Consider the following 17,158-nt stretch of genomic DNA (forward strand, 5'->3'; position numbering starts at 1 on the left):
AATAATTAATTGTTCATTTCTTAATTTATATTTAAATACTTCTTTACTGCTCTTAACTGACTCATATATCCTGTGCAGCGACATAAATTTCCTACAAGATATTGTTTAATTTCTTCTTCAGTTGGATTTTTTAACTCTTTTTTCATTGCTAAAACATTCATCACAAAACCAGGACTGCAAAAACCACATTGTTCTGCTCCTTGGTCTGCCATAAATGCTCCAAATTCTTCCGCCTCATCTTGTAAGCCTTCAAGAGTTGTTACGTGGAATCCGTTTGCTTTAACAGCTAAAGTACTACATGATAAAATTGGTTTTCCTTCTAAATGCACAGTACATAATCCGCAATTTGCAGTTTCACAGCCTCTTTTAACGCTGTAAAATCCCTTACTTCTTAAATAATCAATTAGTAGCATATCAACTTGTATATCATCTTCAAACAATTTATTATTTATCCACAATTTAATTTGCATAAGTGCCTCCTACAATTTCCTCTATTGCTCTATTAATAAATACTTTAGCTAAAATTTGCCTATACTCCTTACTACCTCGCATATTGCTTCCAAATTTCACATTTTTAGCGATATCGCTTAATAAAGAATCAATTTCTTCCTTACTTGGAACTTCACTAAGTATCTCTTCTGAACTACTTACAACCATCGCTCTTTGTGGTCTAGCCCCTAATACTATTTTCCATTTACCTTCATTTCTAGAAACTGCTGCTGCTAATGTTGGAATATCTGTAGCACTCATTCTATGTGTCAAATATGATACTGATCTAGAATCTTTCTTTATTATTATTCTTAATAAAATATCATTATCATACTGCATATCCTTATATACTTCTAATGGAATTATTCCACCTTTATAAAGCTCTACATAAGTATCTAAGGCCATTAATACTGTTAAAATATCAGAAAAACCAAAGCGTGAATAAATGCTTCCTCCAATAGTTGCACAGTTTCTAAATTGTACTCCAACTATATGTACTAGGGATTTAGCTATTGCACCATTAAAATAGGAATTTAGTGATTTATGCACTTCTAATTCTCTCAATGTACACATACATCCTATTTTAAAAGATTCTTCATCTTCTTCAATTTTATCTAGCCCAACCTTAGATAAATCAATTGCTGTATCAATATTACGGTTTCCCATTTTAAGCCATGCTATTCCACCTAAAATAGTATTATTTCTTTTTTGGTTTAATTCGTATGCTTGTTCCAGGTTTTCCACTACAACATAATTCTTAATAGTAAACAAATTCTTCTTACCTCCGTTTTATTTCATATGTAAAAATATTTTCAATAATTAATTACTAATTTTCTGTATAGTATTTTTATAAATAGTTTAGTTGAATTTAATACATTAAAATATCCACCAAATATTTTGCAAAGATAATTTAGTGGATGTTTTAAAATTTTTAGTATTTCATAAAAATTCTCTGCTGTCTTAGCACTTATTTTACAATTTTCTTACTTATATTTAGATAATGAATATAAATAAGTTTAGTATTTGTAAATTAATTTTATCACACTTACCATTCATATTCTAGTACTTTTTGTCGTTATTTCGCGTAAATGTTCGTCTTATTCCTATACTTATACAATTTTACAACCCTAAGGTTCGCATTAAAAAAGAGATGAGTTACCAGCTGCTCATCTCTTTTTTTCTATATCATATAATTCTTTTTTCGTATCAATGTCTGTTATTTCTAATTTATCATAAATTTCTGTTGTTACTAAATCATCTAAGTTTTTATTTATTATATACTTTCCACCAATATCACCTTTTAAGTTCAGCAAATCATTTTTATATTTATTTGAAAAAATAGTTGGATTACATAGATTACCTTTGTATGCAATGCAGGCTAATCCTTTATGACTTTTTGTAAACTCATTTATCAATGCCTCTAGACTATTTAATGATATAAATGGTTGATCGCATACCATAAACATGTATGCATCTGCATCTTTAGAACTTTGCACTCCAAGTTTAATTGAATGAGATATTCCAAGCTCGCTATTGTAATTCATAATAACTTCTATGTTACACTTTGACAATGCTCCTTTAATTTCTTCATATTGTGTTACTACAATTATCTTATTAAAGCTTATTTTTGAAACTATTTCAATAGCATTCATATACATAGGCTTATCATTAACTATAGTAAGCAATTTATTTCCTTCAAATCTACTACTATTTCCTGCCGCTAGTAAAATTAAATTTATTTTCATTATGTTAATCTTTTAATTATACCTCCAAGTAAACTTTTGTATAATTCCTTTCATCACTTTATTTAAATTTTCTGTATCCAATAGTAGCTGCGCCAATTGCACCAGCATACTGACTTAAAGTATTGGTTAGTACTTTTTTATTAAGATAACTTTCAAGTGTTGTTCTAAATGTTTCAGAAGCCGCAAGCCCGCCACTAAAAAATATATCTCCATTCAAATTTATTTTTTGTGCAAAATTAGCTGTTCTTTTGCAAATTGAATGAATAATTCCAAACGCTATATCGCCTCTATGCACATCATTCGCTAAAAGGCTAATAATTTCACTTTCTGCAAAGACAGTGCACATGTTAGATATACTTACTGGATTTCTATTTTTAACGAACTCATCAATATTAGAAATATCTTCTTCTAAAATTCTCATCATAACTTCAACAAATCTACCAGTTCCAGCAGCGCATTTATCATTCATAACAAAATCTACAACATTTAATGAATTATCTAGTAAAATAGCTTTAGAATCCTGCCCACCTATATCTATAACTCCTCTAATAGTAGGAGCAAGAAAAGCTGCTCCTTGGGCATGACAGGTTATTTCTGTAATAGTTTTATCTGCTTCTTTTAATAGGTTTCTACCATACCCTGTAGCTATAGTATATTTAACGTCCTCAGAATAAAGTTCTTCATAAATTTTATAAATGCTCTCCTTTGGCTTTGCAGAAGTCTTTAAAATCATTGTTTTAACAATTGTCTTGCCATCAAATAACACACCTTTTGTAGTTGTTGATCCAGAATCAATTCCTAAAGTATATTTGTTCATAATTTATCCCCTTAGATTCTTAATAGGTATTAAAGCATTTCTATAAATGCAGCCATTCTAGTATTTAATTGACCTATATCATTAGTAGAAAAATCAGTTTCAACACTCATATATGGCTTGCTTTTCTCACTATTTACAAATCGCTTAATTGATAGAGTTTCTACACTATATGTATGACAAGCTGTCAGTATTACATCAACAACAGCATCTACTTTATACTCATCAATCATCTTGTTAAGAAGTTTAATCCTATTAGGATTAGGAGTCATGCATGAACACCCAATTGATAAATATTTACGAGAAAGAGCATCATAAACATCTGGATTATTTTCATCTACTAATTCATCAACAGCTTTTGCAACACTGCAATTTTCAAAAGCAACTACATAAGCTCCATTATCTTCAATTGCTTTAATAACTTTTTCAGCCGCCCCGCCAATAGGACACCCGGTAATTAATATACGCGGTTTAGATTCATATTTCTTTGTGATTTCATACTCAGAATTAATTTTTTCAATTAGCTCATCCATTTGTTTAGGAATTTCTTCTTTATCAAAGCTAAATGTTGTTCCATTTATAACTTTAAAAATATCTTGCCCTAACATTGCAACTGGTTCTTTTTTACCAAGTTCATAAAATCTTTTTAATGCTTTACGCTCATTATTTTTTACTTTAATTGCTTCTCTTATATCATTTTCACTTATTTTTACACCAAATAATTCTTCCAAACTCTTTGTTAATTTAATGATTTCATTTTTCCATAGCTTAAGTCCCCCTTCACTTTGAGAATTTGGAAGTTCCATAACATGCACTGGTTTAAAATCAGAAAGATACTCATACATTTTCTTTTTACCATCACAAGTTGTTTCCCCAACAATCAGGTCTGAAAAGAAAAAGAATGGACATTTATCAGTTTTTGCAAAACCATAGCTTGATTTGATTAATGGACATAAATTACGTGGAAGGTCTTGTTCTGCATCCACAATAGTTTCATCAGATGTCGCACAAAGGGAAACAGTAGCAGCCCCCATAGCTAGTGCTATTTCTTGTGGAAAATAAGTACAAAATACACCTATTAAAGGTATATCTTTATCCTTAAGTTCCTTAGCTTTAATAAACGCATTTCTTCTGCCTTCTGCAAATTCTTCAAAGATTTCTGGTAAGTTCTTTTGCAATTTCATAATCACTGCCCCCAATTTATATTATTCTTTAATTTTCCATTTAGCTTGCTCACCTATCTCTGTATATTACTCCTAAATTTATATTTTTTATTATTTAATAATTATATGTTTATCACCCTTATCAACAACTTGCCCAATTACTTTTGCATATGAGGTAAATTCTTCAATTCTTGATAAGTACTCACTAACATTCTTTTCTGAAATTGAAATCAATAAGCCGCCTGAAGTTTGTGGGTCCATTAAAATATCCTGTAGCTCCTGTTTAATATCTGAAGCCAAAGTGAATTTACCATTTAAATAATCGAGATTATTATACATCCCTTCAGGTATGATACCCATTCTAGCATAGTCTAAAGCTCCCTCTATAATAGGTACACAATCACTAAAAATCTCTATAGCTTTATTACTTCCGCTTGCCATTTCATAACTATGACCAATTAAACTAAACCCAGTTATATCAGTACATGAATGTATCTCGAGTCCAGACATGCATTCTTTAGCATATTTATTCAATGTGGACATTATAGATGTAACTTCTTTTATCTTACTTTCAGTTAACAACTCCGCTTTAGCAGCAGTATTCATTATTCCAATACCTAATGGTTTTGTAAGTATAAGTATATCTCCGCTCTGTGCATTGCTATTTGAAAGTATCTCACTTGGATGTGCAAATCCACTTACGCAAAGGCCATATTTAGGAGTTGGATCTGAGATAGTATGCCCTCCAGCAATTACAGCACCCGCTTCCTTGACTTTCTCATACCCACCAGCAAGGATATCATGCATAGTTGATGTATCTAAGCAGGAAGGAAAGCATAGTAAATTCATAGCTATTGCTGGATTTCCACCCATTGCATAAATGTCGCTAAGAGCATTAGCGGCTGCAATTTGACCAAAAGCGTATGGATCATCAACCATTGGTGGAAAAAAATCCACTGTTTGAATTGCCACTGTATTATCATTAACTTTGTATACACAAGCGTCATCATTAGTATCAAATCCAACGAGTAAATTAGAATTTTCGAATTTAGGCAGCTTGCTTAAAACATTATGAAGCACACCAGGACCAACTTTTGCAGCACATCCTGAAGTTTTAACCAGACTAGTAAGTTTAATATTCTTTGACATATAACACCCCACTCATACAGTTTACAGTTTACAATTTACAGTTGCTTGCTCTTGCTAAAGTGTAATAACTTTTGATGATTCTTTCATAGCATTTGTTATGTCATACATATTGCTTATTTTTCCTACCTTTAAGCTGCTTTCTAATTTATAAAAATTAAGACATGCTCCACAAGTTAGTATTTCAACACCTTTATTTTCTAAATCTTTAATATGTTCTATCGCTTGTTCATTTAAAGTTGGAACTTTTACACCATCATTCATAAATAAAATTGATTTAGGTAAATCTTCACCTTCTGCTATTGTATAAAAAAACATTTTTATTAGTGATTTTCCAAGTTCTTCATTTCCAGCTCCAATAATTTCTTTTCCTATAAAGACAGACCAACTACCTGTATGAGTAGTATTCCCCTCTAATTTTTCTAATACTTGATTACATTCTACACACTCATTATCCTTGCTTTTATCACTTAAAAATGTAACTTTAAATACATCAGTATCTTCTTTTGTATATGTTGATAAACCTTGGCTGTTAGCTAATTTTTCAAGATTCTGTACCGCTATTTTATTATCAACTTCAACGATAAAATCCCTAACTCCTTTATCTATTTCTTTTTTTGCCATTATTACTGGAGTTGGACATTCTTTTCCTTTAGCGTCAATTACTTTATTCATATTTTAACTATCTCCTTATTAAAGAATTTTATTAAATTTAAATAGATATTCCACATTACTATTAATTTTCTTGAGTATTACTAAGAAATAAAATTCCTTCTAAAACACCACCCGCAATAGATCTTGCTTTATCTGATATTGTAAAACAGTGATTCCTTTCACATCTTGGATCTATATCACCACTCTTCATACCTTTATAGACTTCTAATCCCTCTTGAAGCATTCCTCTCACTATTCCACTTAACTGAGCGTAAATTGGAGCGTTATTCACATATGCTACAATATCTCCTTTTTGAACGTAATCCCCTATTTTAGATACCGGCATAATTTTGCCATCATCTTCTGCTCTTATTATTCTTTCTATTGTATAACCACCTATATTCCCTGGAATTCCAGTATTGGGTATAGCACTTCCCTTATATATTGCTTTTCCCAAATAATGACCTCTTTGTGTCTCAACAACACAATGACAATCAATTCCTGCCTCAAATCCTGGTCCAAGTGCAATTACAATTTTGGCATCATTGATGTTCGTTCCTAAATTTTTCTTTGCTATTATAGCATCAATTACTACATCGGGTTTTATATCCTCTATGATTCTTGCATTTTCATCCACTATTACGGCTATATCTCCATTTTTAATAATCTTATAAATATCATCCTTTTTATATGCTAAAACAGCTCTTATCCCTTCAACATCTACTTCCTTGTCGTATACTGCCTGTGAAAAAGCCACTGTTCTTCTAACCGTCGTTGGCTTAGGAATTTCTGTCATAACTATATCAAATCCACATTTTTTCAATCTATGAGCTACCCCTGTTGCTAAATCTCCAGCACCTTTTATTAATATCATATTTATATTTGTATTCTCCTTTCTAAACACTATGACTCGTAAGTTTATATTTTTTCCTTAAAGGTAGTTAATATCAACTCATTTAATCCTAATTCATAAAATTCACTTGATATCTTTTCAGCTATTCTTAATAATTTCTCATTATCTACCTTATTTATAATAACTTTATAATCACATTGCACATCTTTTTTCTGACCATTATGGCTTAATAGTATTAGCGCAATATCTTTTTCGTTAATAATATGATTTCTATTAACATTTAAAAGATTTGCGACTAAATTAGGTCTATGGCAAGTTTCTTCTATTGGCTTTCCAAATGCATCGATACCACATACTCCAATAACCAAACTGCTTCCTTCTAAAATTACTGGTTCATGTTCTGCTGGGGCCTTTAAGGGAAGCCTCCTTGATCCATCTGCTTCAACTAAAACAAAATCAGCTAATTCTATAAGTTTCCTTGCTTCATTTAATGGAAGACCAGTTATCTTTTCTAATTCCTCTGTATTGGCATTTATATCTTTTGGGGATGCCTTCAATCCAACTGTAACCAAATTCTCATACTTTAAGAAACTAATAATATCTTCTTTCTTCCCAGTAAACACCACGTTACTTTGGGGCATAAACATATTAGTAGTTGTAGTTATAATAACCTTTTTTCCTAATTTGCTTAACTCATTTCCTAATTCATAAATTAAACTCGTTTTCCCGCCTCCGCCAACAAATGAAATAACCTGCCTTTTATTTTCATGTATTTTTAAGACTTTCATTAATGAATTTTGTTCCTTAACTAATCCATTAATACATTTAAAAACTTTCATTCTTTTCACCCAATTAACATTAAATAACTTTTCTGAATTTAGAATAAGTAAACAGAAAAGTTGAAATTCTTTACTTTACATTATATCATTTTTCGATAATTGATAGTGATTTTTATATATTTATTATAATTTCCTATATATAATATACTTTTATAGAAAAATACTATATCAAATTTTATTGATTTTTGACGAATTTAAAGATAAACTAACTTATTATATTAAGCTTTTACTAGGGGGTAAAAATGTCACAAACAATAAATAATAGTACTTTGAATAACACATCAAATCAAAAAAATATTAAGTTATTATTCCTTTTTATACTTATAGTGGTAGGTGGATTATTTTATGTTAAGTGGTCACCTTATTATGCAAAAGCATTCATAGCCGCATCTAAACATTCAATTGGTGACTCAATAATATCAGGTAAGGCTGCTGTTGCACCTCCGCCATCTTTTGCAGCTGCAATATCGTACATGACTTCCTATTTTACATCTGTGTGGAAAGCAGTAATCTTGGGATTATTAATAGGCTCCCTTGTTCAGGTGCTATTTCCTAAGGCTTGGATTAAAAAAGCTCTTGGAAGCAAAAATATTAAAAGTACAGTTTTTGCAGGATTAACATCACTTCCAGGCATGATGTGTACATGCTGTGCAGCACCAGTTGCTGTTGGTCTTAAAAAATCATCAGCCTCAACTAATGGAGCTCTAGCTTTCTTCTTAGGTAACCCAACTCTTAATCCAGCTACAATAATATTTATGGGATTTGTTCTAGGCTGGAATTTTGCCATATTAAGAGTAATAATGGGTATAGTATTAGTTTTAGGAATATCAACTCTTTCATCAAAGTTCAGTAAGGACGAGCAAATTGACATTGAACTATTAAATTCTGAATCTAAAACATTAGAAAGCACAGATACTTTATTAATTAAATGGTTAAAAGCATTATTACAATTAATTATAGATACCATACCAGCGTATTTAATTGTAGTTGCAATCTTGGGTGCGTTTAGAGCATGGCTATTCCCTGCTGTTAACCCTGCATGGGGGAATAGCTTTATAATAATTATAGGATTAGCTATAGCAGGTACATTATTCGTTATCCCGACGGCAGGAGAAATACCCATAATTCAAGCTTTAATGTCTCTTGGACTTGGAGCAGGACCAGCTGCAGCCTTACTTATAACTTTACCAGCAGTTAGTCTTCCATCATTATTACTTGTAAAAAGAGCATTTCCAACACGCATCCTTGCATTTGTGGGAACCGCTACTGCAATACTTGGTATCATAAGCGGATTTATAGGTATGATTGTTTTATAATTAAATTTATTGTTCACTTTTTATAAAGAAGAACTACCCATAAACAGGTAGTTTTTCTTTTTCTAATTAATTAATTTTATATCTAAAAAGTATTTAACAAGCCTTAATGCCGCTGTTTTTCTATAAACAGCCGTAGACCTTTGATCATTAATAGGAGTAATTTCTTTAGAGTAATTTCTTTTCACTTCCTCTATCAAAGCTTTTACATCTTTAATATTGCTTCCTATTAAAATATCTTCCGCTTCCTTTATTCTAACTATTTTAGGAGCTACTGAACCTATTGCTATTCTGATGTCTTCAATTCTTTCATCTTTCAATACTGCAAGTCCTACAAAAGATAATTTCGATATAGCTGAAGCTTTTCTTGCTCCAACTTTTTCATAATATACTTTATTAAATTTGGTTTTAGGTATGATTATACTTTCTAAAATTTCGTGTTTTCCAAGAATAGTTTTTCTTGGTCCAAGTATAAAATCCTGTATACCAACTTCTCTATAAGTTTTTTTACTTGTCAGTTTAAGTTTAGCATCTAACACATATAATATGGGCAGCGTATCACCAGCTGGAGATGCATTACATATATTGCCGCCTATTGTACCCATATTCCTTATGGCAGGTGATGCTATTTCTCTTATACACTCTTTTAAAACTTCTGGAATTTCTTTTTCCCATAAAAGTGATGATAAAGTGCATGCAGCTCCTATTTCTAAGTAATTAATTGATTCTTTAACTCCCTTTAATTCTTTTAAATTTCCTACATATAATAAGTCATTATTAAACTTTGGAAGAAGTGATGCCGCATTCTTATTTCGAACCATCAAGTCAGTTCCCCCCGCATAAATAGTAACATCTTTTTCATCTAATATTGTTAGCGCCTCTAGAAAATCCTTTGGTAAATATCCATCTACCATAATCCATCACCTCTTTTAGCTGCCATGAGTATAGCATTAATTATCATATTATATCCTGTGCACCTACATAAGTTTCCTGAAATGCCATCTCTAACATCATCTTCTGTTGGCTTTGGGTTCCTAGATAGAAGTGTATGTGCTGCCATTATCATTCCTGGCGTGCAGAATCCGCATTGTATTGCCCCTGCTTCTGCAAAACATTTTTCTAAAACATCAAACTGCTTAGTCCCTTTTAATCCTTCAACGGTTAAAACTTCTTTTTCCGCAATAGAACCAATAGTTACTAAACATGAATTAACTAATTCATTGTCTATAATTACAGCGCATGCACCGCATTCTCCTTCGCCACAGCCTTCTTTAGGACCTGTTATATCCAAATCTTCTCTTAAAAAGTCCAGTAATCTTTTTGTAGAATTTTCTTTTGTAAATATTATTCTATTGTTTATATTCAATGTAATTGTATTACTCATTTATTATCGCCTCCATTATCCATTCAGGAGTTACAGGTATTTTATTTACTTTTACTCCTAATGCATTTTCTATTGCATTTACATAAGCTGGTGCAGTTCCTACAAAGGTTAATTCTCCTGCTCCCTTTGCGCCAAACGGACCAAGGTCGCAAGGATTTTCCACTAATTCATTTTTAATATTTACAACATCTTTGGCAGTTGGAATTATATAATCTGTTATGCTATTTTGCTTTAATATTCCATTCTCACACTCCATATTTTCACATGATGCATATCCAAGCCCCTGTATTACTCCTCCTTGAATCTGTCCTTCTATAATTGTTTCATCGATTGGAGTTCCAACATCAAAGACTGTATATATTCCAGTTACTTGTGTTGTCGCTGTTATTGTATTTACCTCTACTTCTACTACATTTATCCCCCATGAATAATCTGGATAAGCGTCTCCATTAAATTTTTCTATATCCCAAGGAATTAAATTTGGATGCTTATAGTCCTCTTCTATTATCTGAACTTGTCCATCAATCCAATTTTCCTTAAGTCTTAATGCAGCTTTCTCAAGTAATTTACCAACTACCATAATTGATCTTGAAGCAGCTGTTGGGCCTGAATCAGGTACTCTATCTGTATCCGGGTTTATATATAAAATGTCTTCATAATTTTTATCAAGTACTTTTGCTACAATTTTTTTAAATGTAGTTTGAAGTCCTTGTCCCATTTCAGTATTAGCTGCTAAAATCTCTATAATTCCATTTTCACGTTTTAAAAGCTTAACTTTAGCTTTTATTAAATCTCTTTCTCCGCTTCCAGTGAATCCACAACCATGTAGAAATATTGATATTCCTATTCCTTTTTTAATTATTCCTACTTCTTTTAAATATTTATCATGTTTTTCACTAAATCCACTTATTCTTTCAGCTTTTTCCAGCATCTCTTTGAGTTTTACTTCATGTGCAAACTTTCCACCAGTACTGGTTACATCTCCAGCCTTTACAAAATATTTTCTCTTAAATTCTAATGGAATACATCCTATTTCTGAAGCTACATGCGCCATATGTGTTTCAATTGCAAATAAGCTCTGTGGCCCGCCAAACCCTCTAAATGCTCCAGTAGGAACTGTATTAGTCTTAACTACACGTCCTTTAACTCTAACATTTGGTATATTATAAACTCCGGTAGCACATATCAAAGCCCTTTGAAGAACAACACTTGATAAAGTTGCATATGCTCCACCATTTAAAGTTATATCTATATCCATTCCAATTACATCATTATTTTTATCAAGATATGTTTTATATCTTAATAAAGCAGGATGTCTCTTAGTTGAAACAGATATGTCTTCAACTCTTTCTAAGATTAATCTTACTGGCTTTTTAGCTTTGTAAGTCGCAACAGCAGCCTGTGCTCCAAGTAATGAAGGGTAATCTTCTTTTCCACCAAATCCGCCTCCAGTTATGGTTTGCACTATTCTTACATTATCTTCTTTAAATCCTAGCGCTTGAACAACAGCACCTTTAACATAATATGGACACTGCATAGTTCCATATACAGAAACTTTTTCATTTTCATAAGTCCCTATTACTCCTTGAGTTTCTAAATAAGCCTGCTCTTGATATCCTGTATAAAATTCTTCTTCAATAGTTTTTAAAGAAGAATTAATTGCATCTTCTATATTTCCTTTTTCATATTCATATTTATCAAATACTTCTTTAGAGTTTCTCATATCAAAAATAGGAGTACATTCTTCATATTCAACTTTAATCTCATTTAATATTTTTAAAACTTCTTCTAGCTCAGGGCCTATAACTAATAATATTGGTTCTCCTATATAATTAACTTCCTCATCTGAAAAAACCGGCATATCATTCTTTATTATTTTTACCTTATTTAATCCCGGCACATCCTCTCCTCGGACTATATAGTATCCTTCTTTTAATTCCGGAATAATAATATTTTTTATAAAAGCCTTAGCTTTTTCTGAACGTAAAGTTTTAGCATATAAACTATCTTTAAATTTTATATCAGCTATATATTTAGCACTTCCATCTACTTTTATTTTATGATCTACTTTTGTGACTGCCTTTCTTATATCTTCCATAACTTTTCACTTCTTTCAAAATAAAATATTCATCTTATTCATATTTAATATTCTTCAATCTAAAATAAGATTACTTCTATATAAATTTAACTAATTTATTAAATAAAAAAAGAGATCCTATTCCGAATTTTGAAATAAGACCTCTTTGTCCAGTTATATATAATTTTTACTATATTTCTCTTCCACATACATATCTATTAATTATATTTTTATTATTTCCTAAATATATTAATTTTTCTATTCTTTCTTCTAAAGTTCCTTTATTAATCTTCCATAGGTTATCATCTTCAATTACCAAAGCATCAAATTCATAACCTTTTTCAAAACTTCCTACATTACCAAAAAATTTACCTCCACCTTTTGTTGCTAAATAAAATACTTCTGGAAGTGTTAATTGTTTCTCTTTCTCTTGAAAATGTATTTCTCTCAGTTTTGATATTTTAATTGCACACGCCATTACTGACAACATGCTTAAACTTTCTCCTCCTGCTATATCTGATCCAAGTCCTATATCAATACCTCTTCTTAGCAGCCTATTAATCGGTGGTATCCCACTAGACAAATTCACATTAGAGGTTGGACAATGTGCTATTGTCACTTTATTTTTCTCAATCTTATTTATCTCATCTTCCGTTAAGTGAACACAATGAGCCATTATACTTTTTGTTTGTCCAAAAAGATTAAATTTATCATACACCTCTCCATAGTTTCCACATTCCGGATGTAATTCCTTTACCCATTCAATCTCCGATAAATTTTCTGATAAATGTGATTGAACTGGTATATTATCCTGTAATGCAATATCACCTAACTCCTTCATTAAGTAGCTTGTACAACTTGGAACAAATCTTGGAGTAATTATCGGCTTAACAAATGTATATTTTTTTCCGCAGTTCTCTATCCACTTAATAGTATCTTTTATGGATTCATTGCTATTTTCCTTTAATGTATCCGGACAATTTCTATCCATATTAACTTTTCCTACATAAGCTGCTATTCCTTTTTCCTCAATAAGATTCATTAATATTTCTGTAGCTTCAGAATGAATTGTAGCAAAAATAACTGCTCTCGTAGTTCCCTCACTATATAGCTCATCAACAAATTCTTTGTATACTTTTGTAGCATAGGATATATTATTAAATTTAGCTTCTTCAGGAAAAGTATAAGTCTCAAGCCAAGGTAAAAGCTCTTTATCATAACCAATTCCCTTTATAGCAAATTGAGAAGCATGAGTATGCAGATCTACAAATCCAGGAATTATTAGTTTATCTCCATAATTTTTAATATTTATATTTTTATATTTTTCTGGTAATACCTCAAATACTCCTTCTATAACATTCTTATTAACCACAATAAATCCATTTTCAATCATATTAAATGAATTACAGGTTTCGGTATATATAATATTTCCCTTTAAAATTTTGATTTCATTATCATAACCTTTCATATAAAATCATCTCTCCTTAGTTTAAATAATTTTGCATATTCAACTTGATATACGTTTTTACTAAATTCCTAGTTTCTGAAAGCGGTACCATATATAATTATATGATTCTACTTTAATCTTATTTACTACTTAATTCTTATATTAATTTTAAAAATTTCTTACGGGATAGGGTTCCTTAAATCATTATAATAAACTTTTATAGAAAATGTATAGATCAGTTATTAATTATATTTAAATGTTATGGAAAACCTAAGGAGAAAAATACATTTATATTACTTTATTAACAAACCACTTTTCTTCTATAAATTATTTTTAATATATTAGAAAAATACCTTATAAAAAAGTCATCACACGTTAAAATGTGATGACCTCTTTGTCTAATATAAGTTTAGTACAGCTATGGTTTATATAATCATTCCTGTAGAATCGCTTTCTGAAGCTTTCACTTCGCTATCAGTTTCCTTATTACCGTGATTTAAAAATGCATTAAGAATTACTGCTACAACAGAAGCTGAAACTATACCACTACTAAAAATCGATTTGAAAATTGTTGGTGTCTGATCAAGTAAGTTAGGTACAGCAGTGATTCCAAGTCCTATACCAATTGAGCAAGCAACAACAAGCATATTTGAGTTCTTATTAAAGTCTACTTTTGAAAGCATTTGGATTCCTGCTACTGCAACCATTGCAAACATTATAGTTGTAGCTCCCCCTATAACAGGTTGAGGAATAATAGTAGCTAAAGCTGCAAATTTAGGAATTAACCCTAATGCAACAAGAATGATACCAGAAGCTACAACAACAAAACGGCTTTTTACTTTACTTAAAGCTAAAAGTCCTAAATTTTGATTGAATGTAGTATATGGGAATGAATTAAAAATACCTCCCAAAATTGTTGCTAATCCTTCTGCCCTAAGTCCTTTTACAATATCTTTTTCAGAAATTTCTTTTTCGCACACTCTGCCAATACCAAGGAATGTACCTGTTGATTCAATCATTACTGTTAGCATAACAAATGTCATCATAATTATTGACCCAAGATCAAACTTTGGTAAACCAAAGTTGAAAGGATGAACAAAACTTATCCATTGTGCACTTCCTACTGCTGAAAAATCTACTTTCCCCATAAAAGCAGCAACTATTGTTCCTAAAATAATACCATTTAAAACAGAAATAGCTTGAAAAAATCCTTTTAAGAATTTATTTGATACTAACACAACAATCATTACAAATGCTGCTAATAAAAGATTTTGTATACTTCCAAAATCTTTAGCTCCTGAGCCACCACCAATACTAGTAACTCCAACATTCACTAAAGAAAGTCCAATCATTGTAACAACGGTTCCTGTTACAACAGTTGGGAAAAACTTTAATATCTTTCCATACAACGGTGCTACTAATACGACTATAATTGCAGCTACTATTATAGATCCATAGGCTGTTTGCATCCCCAAGTTCTTACCTATAATAATTAATGGACCAACTGCTGCAAAGGTACAGCCTAAAATTGCTGGTAACTTAATACCAATATATGGTCCTACGCCAATTGCTTGTAATAAAGTTGCAATACCACAAGTAAATAAATCAGCAGCAACTAATAGTGCTAATTGTTCTGGAGTTAAACCTACAGCACCCCCAATAATTAATGGCACAGCTACCGCTCCTGCATACATAGCTAGTACATGTTGTAAGCCTAAAATAGCAAGCTGACTTACTGGAAGAATTTCATTTACTTTATCTTCTTTGTTAAAATTATTTTGTGACATAATGCCCCCCCTTAATTTAATAGAACTTTCTAATAGTTATAAATGATTCAGATTTGTTTATATATTTAAATATAAATAAGCAGAAATTTTGCAAATAAACTTTTTTTCTACAAATTTATTATTTTTATATTATCATTCTACCATAAAAACCAAAAAAGTCGAATGCTTTTTTAATTTTTTTATATAAAATTCGTAATAATGCAAATTATTTATAAGAAATTACAAATATAATTATGAATTGTTTTCTGCTTAAATATCATATTACCCAATCCTTAAATTAATATTTCTATATAGTTATAAACGAAACTACTTTATATAAGTGTTTCTCTTACCTTTCTAAAATATAAAAGGCGCTATGGATTTTTCCATAGCGCCTTTGCTATTATATATTATTATGATTTTTACTTTCTAATACTAATGATAGTAAAAATTTTATTGTATAATTATTTTCTTCATTAAATATTTTATTTTAAAAAAAGATTTTAAATACATGATATTAATAATACAAATTATCTAATCATAAAAAATCAAATTATTTTGGCTTCATTGCCAAAATAAAATTTAGTCACACTAAATTTATTTAATGTATGTATAATATCATGACTTGATTGGATTGTCAATAAATTCATAATTATTATATTGATTTTTAGAATTGAGGTGGAGTTATAGTTGAAATAAATATCATTTCATCATCCCCAGTATTTATTATTTGATGTGGGGTAGTACCAAAATAATAGATAGTATCTCCTTCCTCAAGAGTATATTCCTCATCGCCTATCTTTATCCACATTGTCCCTTTCATAACATAGGTTACTTCTTCTCCTGGGTGAGTCATTGGTTCACTACACGTCATAGCTCCCGGTTCTAATTTTGCCATAAACATTTCAAGCTGCCTATCCATATCTGGACATAATAATTCATAAGTCATATGAGATTCAGAAAATCTTATTTTTTTCCTTTCATTATGTCTGACTACAGGGTTCTTAACTTTATCATCTAGCAAAAAATAAAATACAGCTACCCCTAAAACTTCTGCAATTTTACGTAATGATGATATTGAAGGTTCCGACAAGTCCCTTTCTATCTGGCTTAAGAAACCTGATGTTAATTCAGTTTTTTCCGCTAGTTCTTTTAAACTTAATCCCAACTGTTGTCTTCTTTCTCTAATTCTTTCTCCAATCATAATAAAATCTCCCCTCACGTTTTGTAAACTCATTTTATTTCCATATTATTATCCATTAGCTTATCCAAATAGTCAATAATTCAAAGCTACATTCTTCCTCTTGAATACTTTTCCATAAACATAAGAATTATTGAATAATCTTTTTTTATATGTAATAATTTATTATTACATATAAAAAAAGCCGTAGTACAACGTACTACGACCTTTGTGGCAGGGGCAGTAGGATTTGAACCCACAACCAATGGTTTTGGAGACCACTACTCT

General features: G+C 30.6%; 16 protein-coding genes. 1 reads left to right on the forward strand and 15 read right to left on the reverse strand.

Annotated features, from left to right (window positions below; genetic code table 11):
• Window positions 1-20: 20 nt before the first annotated feature.
• From COL3_RS15055 to yqeC, 9 genes are all read right to left on the reverse strand, one after another.
• On the reverse strand, window positions 21-470 hold the full coding sequence (locus COL3_RS15055) for a 2Fe-2S iron-sulfur cluster-binding protein (RefSeq protein WP_008423590.1): 450 nt from the start codon (window positions 468-470) through the stop codon (window positions 21-23).
• Window positions 460-1,260 (reverse strand): FAD binding domain-containing protein, encoded by an 801-nt coding sequence (locus tag COL3_RS15060; RefSeq protein ID WP_008423587.1) that lies wholly within the window; start codon window positions 1,258-1,260, stop codon window positions 460-462. The genes COL3_RS15055 and COL3_RS15060 overlap by 11 nt, the downstream gene beginning before the upstream one ends.
• 395 nt (window positions 1,261-1,655) lie before the next feature.
• Window positions 1,656-2,237, reverse strand: a complete 582-nt coding sequence (locus COL3_RS15065) for a nucleotidyltransferase family protein (protein ID WP_035283387.1) — start codon at window positions 2,235-2,237, stop codon at window positions 1,656-1,658.
• Window positions 2,238-2,292: 55 nt separating this feature from the next.
• The gene (locus tag COL3_RS15070; protein ID WP_008423583.1) at window positions 2,293-3,051 is read right to left on the reverse strand and encodes an acyl-CoA dehydratase activase; all 759 of its coding nucleotides are present in this window, start codon (window positions 3,049-3,051) and stop codon (window positions 2,293-2,295) included.
• A 29-nt stretch (window positions 3,052-3,080) separates the two neighbouring features.
• Window positions 3,081-4,232: a double-cubane-cluster-containing anaerobic reductase gene (locus COL3_RS15075; protein ID WP_008423580.1), complete on the reverse strand. Its 1,152-nt coding sequence runs from the start codon at window positions 4,230-4,232 to the stop codon at window positions 3,081-3,083.
• A 90-nt stretch (window positions 4,233-4,322) separates the two neighbouring features.
• Window positions 4,323-5,360 carry a selenide, water dikinase SelD gene (gene selD / locus COL3_RS15080; RefSeq protein ID WP_008423578.1) on the reverse strand — a complete coding sequence of 346 codons (1,038 nt, stop codon included), beginning with the start codon at window positions 5,358-5,360 and terminating at the stop codon, window positions 4,323-4,325.
• A gap of 54 nt (window positions 5,361-5,414) precedes the next feature.
• Window positions 5,415-6,032 (reverse strand): sulfurtransferase-like selenium metabolism protein YedF, encoded by a 618-nt coding sequence (gene yedF / locus COL3_RS15085; protein ID WP_008423577.1) that lies wholly within the window; start codon window positions 6,030-6,032, stop codon window positions 5,415-5,417.
• Window positions 6,033-6,093: 61 nt separating this feature from the next.
• Window positions 6,094-6,885: a selenium-dependent molybdenum cofactor biosynthesis protein YqeB gene (yqeB, locus tag COL3_RS15090; RefSeq protein ID WP_008423575.1), complete on the reverse strand. Its 792-nt coding sequence runs from the start codon at window positions 6,883-6,885 to the stop codon at window positions 6,094-6,096.
• Window positions 6,886-6,929: 44 nt separating this feature from the next.
• Window positions 6,930-7,703: a selenium cofactor biosynthesis protein YqeC gene (gene yqeC, locus COL3_RS15095; RefSeq protein ID WP_008423574.1), complete on the reverse strand. Its 774-nt coding sequence runs from the start codon at window positions 7,701-7,703 to the stop codon at window positions 6,930-6,932.
• Between the two features lie 242 nt (window positions 7,704-7,945).
• Here yqeC and COL3_RS15100 point away from each other — a divergent pair, with 242 nt between their 5' ends.
• On the forward strand, window positions 7,946-9,019 hold the full coding sequence (locus COL3_RS15100) for a permease (protein WP_008423572.1): 1,074 nt from the start codon (window positions 7,946-7,948) through the stop codon (window positions 9,017-9,019).
• A 62-nt stretch (window positions 9,020-9,081) separates the two neighbouring features.
• Here COL3_RS15100 and COL3_RS15105 read toward each other — a convergent pair whose 3' ends face one another.
• The 6 genes from COL3_RS15105 to COL3_RS15130 all read right to left on the reverse strand — a co-directional run bounded on the left by COL3_RS15105 (window position 9,082) and on the right by COL3_RS15130 (window position 16,894).
• Window positions 9,082-9,930 carry an FAD binding domain-containing protein gene (locus COL3_RS15105; RefSeq protein WP_008423570.1) on the reverse strand — a complete coding sequence of 283 codons (849 nt, stop codon included), beginning with the start codon at window positions 9,928-9,930 and terminating at the stop codon, window positions 9,082-9,084.
• Entirely contained in the window at window positions 9,924-10,400 is a 477-nt protein-coding gene (locus tag COL3_RS15110) for a (2Fe-2S)-binding protein (protein WP_008423568.1), read from the reverse strand. Before COL3_RS15110 ends, COL3_RS15105 begins: the two co-directional genes overlap by 7 nt.
• Entirely contained in the window at window positions 10,393-12,498 is a 2,106-nt protein-coding gene (locus tag COL3_RS15115; RefSeq protein WP_008423567.1) for a xanthine dehydrogenase family protein molybdopterin-binding subunit, read from the reverse strand. Before COL3_RS15115 ends, COL3_RS15110 begins: the two co-directional genes overlap by 8 nt.
• Before the next feature lie 169 nt (window positions 12,499-12,667).
• Window positions 12,668-13,945: a guanine deaminase gene (gene guaD / locus COL3_RS15120; RefSeq protein WP_008423566.1), complete on the reverse strand. Its 1,278-nt coding sequence runs from the start codon at window positions 13,943-13,945 to the stop codon at window positions 12,668-12,670.
• A gap of 404 nt (window positions 13,946-14,349) precedes the next feature.
• Window positions 14,350-15,711, reverse strand: a complete 1,362-nt coding sequence (locus COL3_RS15125) for a nucleobase:cation symporter-2 family protein (protein ID WP_008423565.1) — start codon at window positions 15,709-15,711, stop codon at window positions 14,350-14,352.
• 646 nt (window positions 15,712-16,357) lie between these two features.
• Entirely contained in the window at window positions 16,358-16,894 is a 537-nt protein-coding gene (locus tag COL3_RS15130; RefSeq protein ID WP_008423564.1) for an XRE family transcriptional regulator, read from the reverse strand.
• Between the last annotated feature and the right edge of the window lie 264 nt (window positions 16,895-17,158).

Origin of the sequence: Clostridium sp. LS (genome assembly GCF_002760435.1) — a bacterium.
Lineage (GTDB): Bacteria > Bacillota > Clostridia > Clostridiales > Clostridiaceae > Clostridium.

Excerpts from the sequence above, each read along its gene's own strand:
- yqeB (WP_008423575.1), bottom strand. The coding sequence starts at position 6,885 with ATGATATTAATAAAAGGTGCTGGAGATTTAGCAACAGGGGTAGCTCAT.
- COL3_RS15100 (WP_008423572.1), top strand. The coding sequence starts at position 7,946 with ATGTCACAAACAATAAATAATAGTACTTTGAATAACACATCAAATCAA.
- COL3_RS15130 (WP_008423564.1), bottom strand. The coding sequence starts at position 16,894 with ATGATTGGAGAAAGAATTAGAGAAAGAAGACAACAGTTGGGATTAAGT.
- COL3_RS15055 (WP_008423590.1), bottom strand. The coding sequence starts at position 470 with ATGCAAATTAAATTGTGGATAAATAATAAATTGTTTGAAGATGATATA.
- COL3_RS15110 (WP_008423568.1), bottom strand. The coding sequence starts at position 10,400 with ATGAGTAATACAATTACATTGAATATAAACAATAGAATAATATTTACA.
- COL3_RS15105 (WP_008423570.1), bottom strand. The coding sequence starts at position 9,930 with ATGGTAGATGGATATTTACCAAAGGATTTTCTAGAGGCGCTAACAATA.
- yedF (WP_008423577.1), bottom strand. The coding sequence starts at position 6,032 with ATGAATAAAGTAATTGACGCTAAAGGAAAAGAATGTCCAACTCCAGTA.
- COL3_RS15075 (WP_008423580.1), bottom strand. The coding sequence starts at position 4,232 with ATGAAATTGCAAAAGAACTTACCAGAAATCTTTGAAGAATTTGCAGAA.
- COL3_RS15115 (WP_008423567.1), bottom strand. The coding sequence starts at position 12,498 with ATGGAAGATATAAGAAAGGCAGTCACAAAAGTAGATCATAAAATAAAA.
- COL3_RS15125 (WP_008423565.1), bottom strand. The coding sequence starts at position 15,711 with ATGTCACAAAATAATTTTAACAAAGAAGATAAAGTAAATGAAATTCTT.
- selD (WP_008423578.1), bottom strand. The coding sequence starts at position 5,360 with ATGTCAAAGAATATTAAACTTACTAGTCTGGTTAAAACTTCAGGATGT.
- guaD (WP_008423566.1), bottom strand. The coding sequence starts at position 13,945 with ATGAAAGGTTATGATAATGAAATCAAAATTTTAAAGGGAAATATTATA.
- yqeC (WP_008423574.1), bottom strand. The coding sequence starts at position 7,703 with ATGAAAGTTTTTAAATGTATTAATGGATTAGTTAAGGAACAAAATTCA.
- COL3_RS15070 (WP_008423583.1), bottom strand. The coding sequence starts at position 3,051 with ATGAACAAATATACTTTAGGAATTGATTCTGGATCAACAACTACAAAA.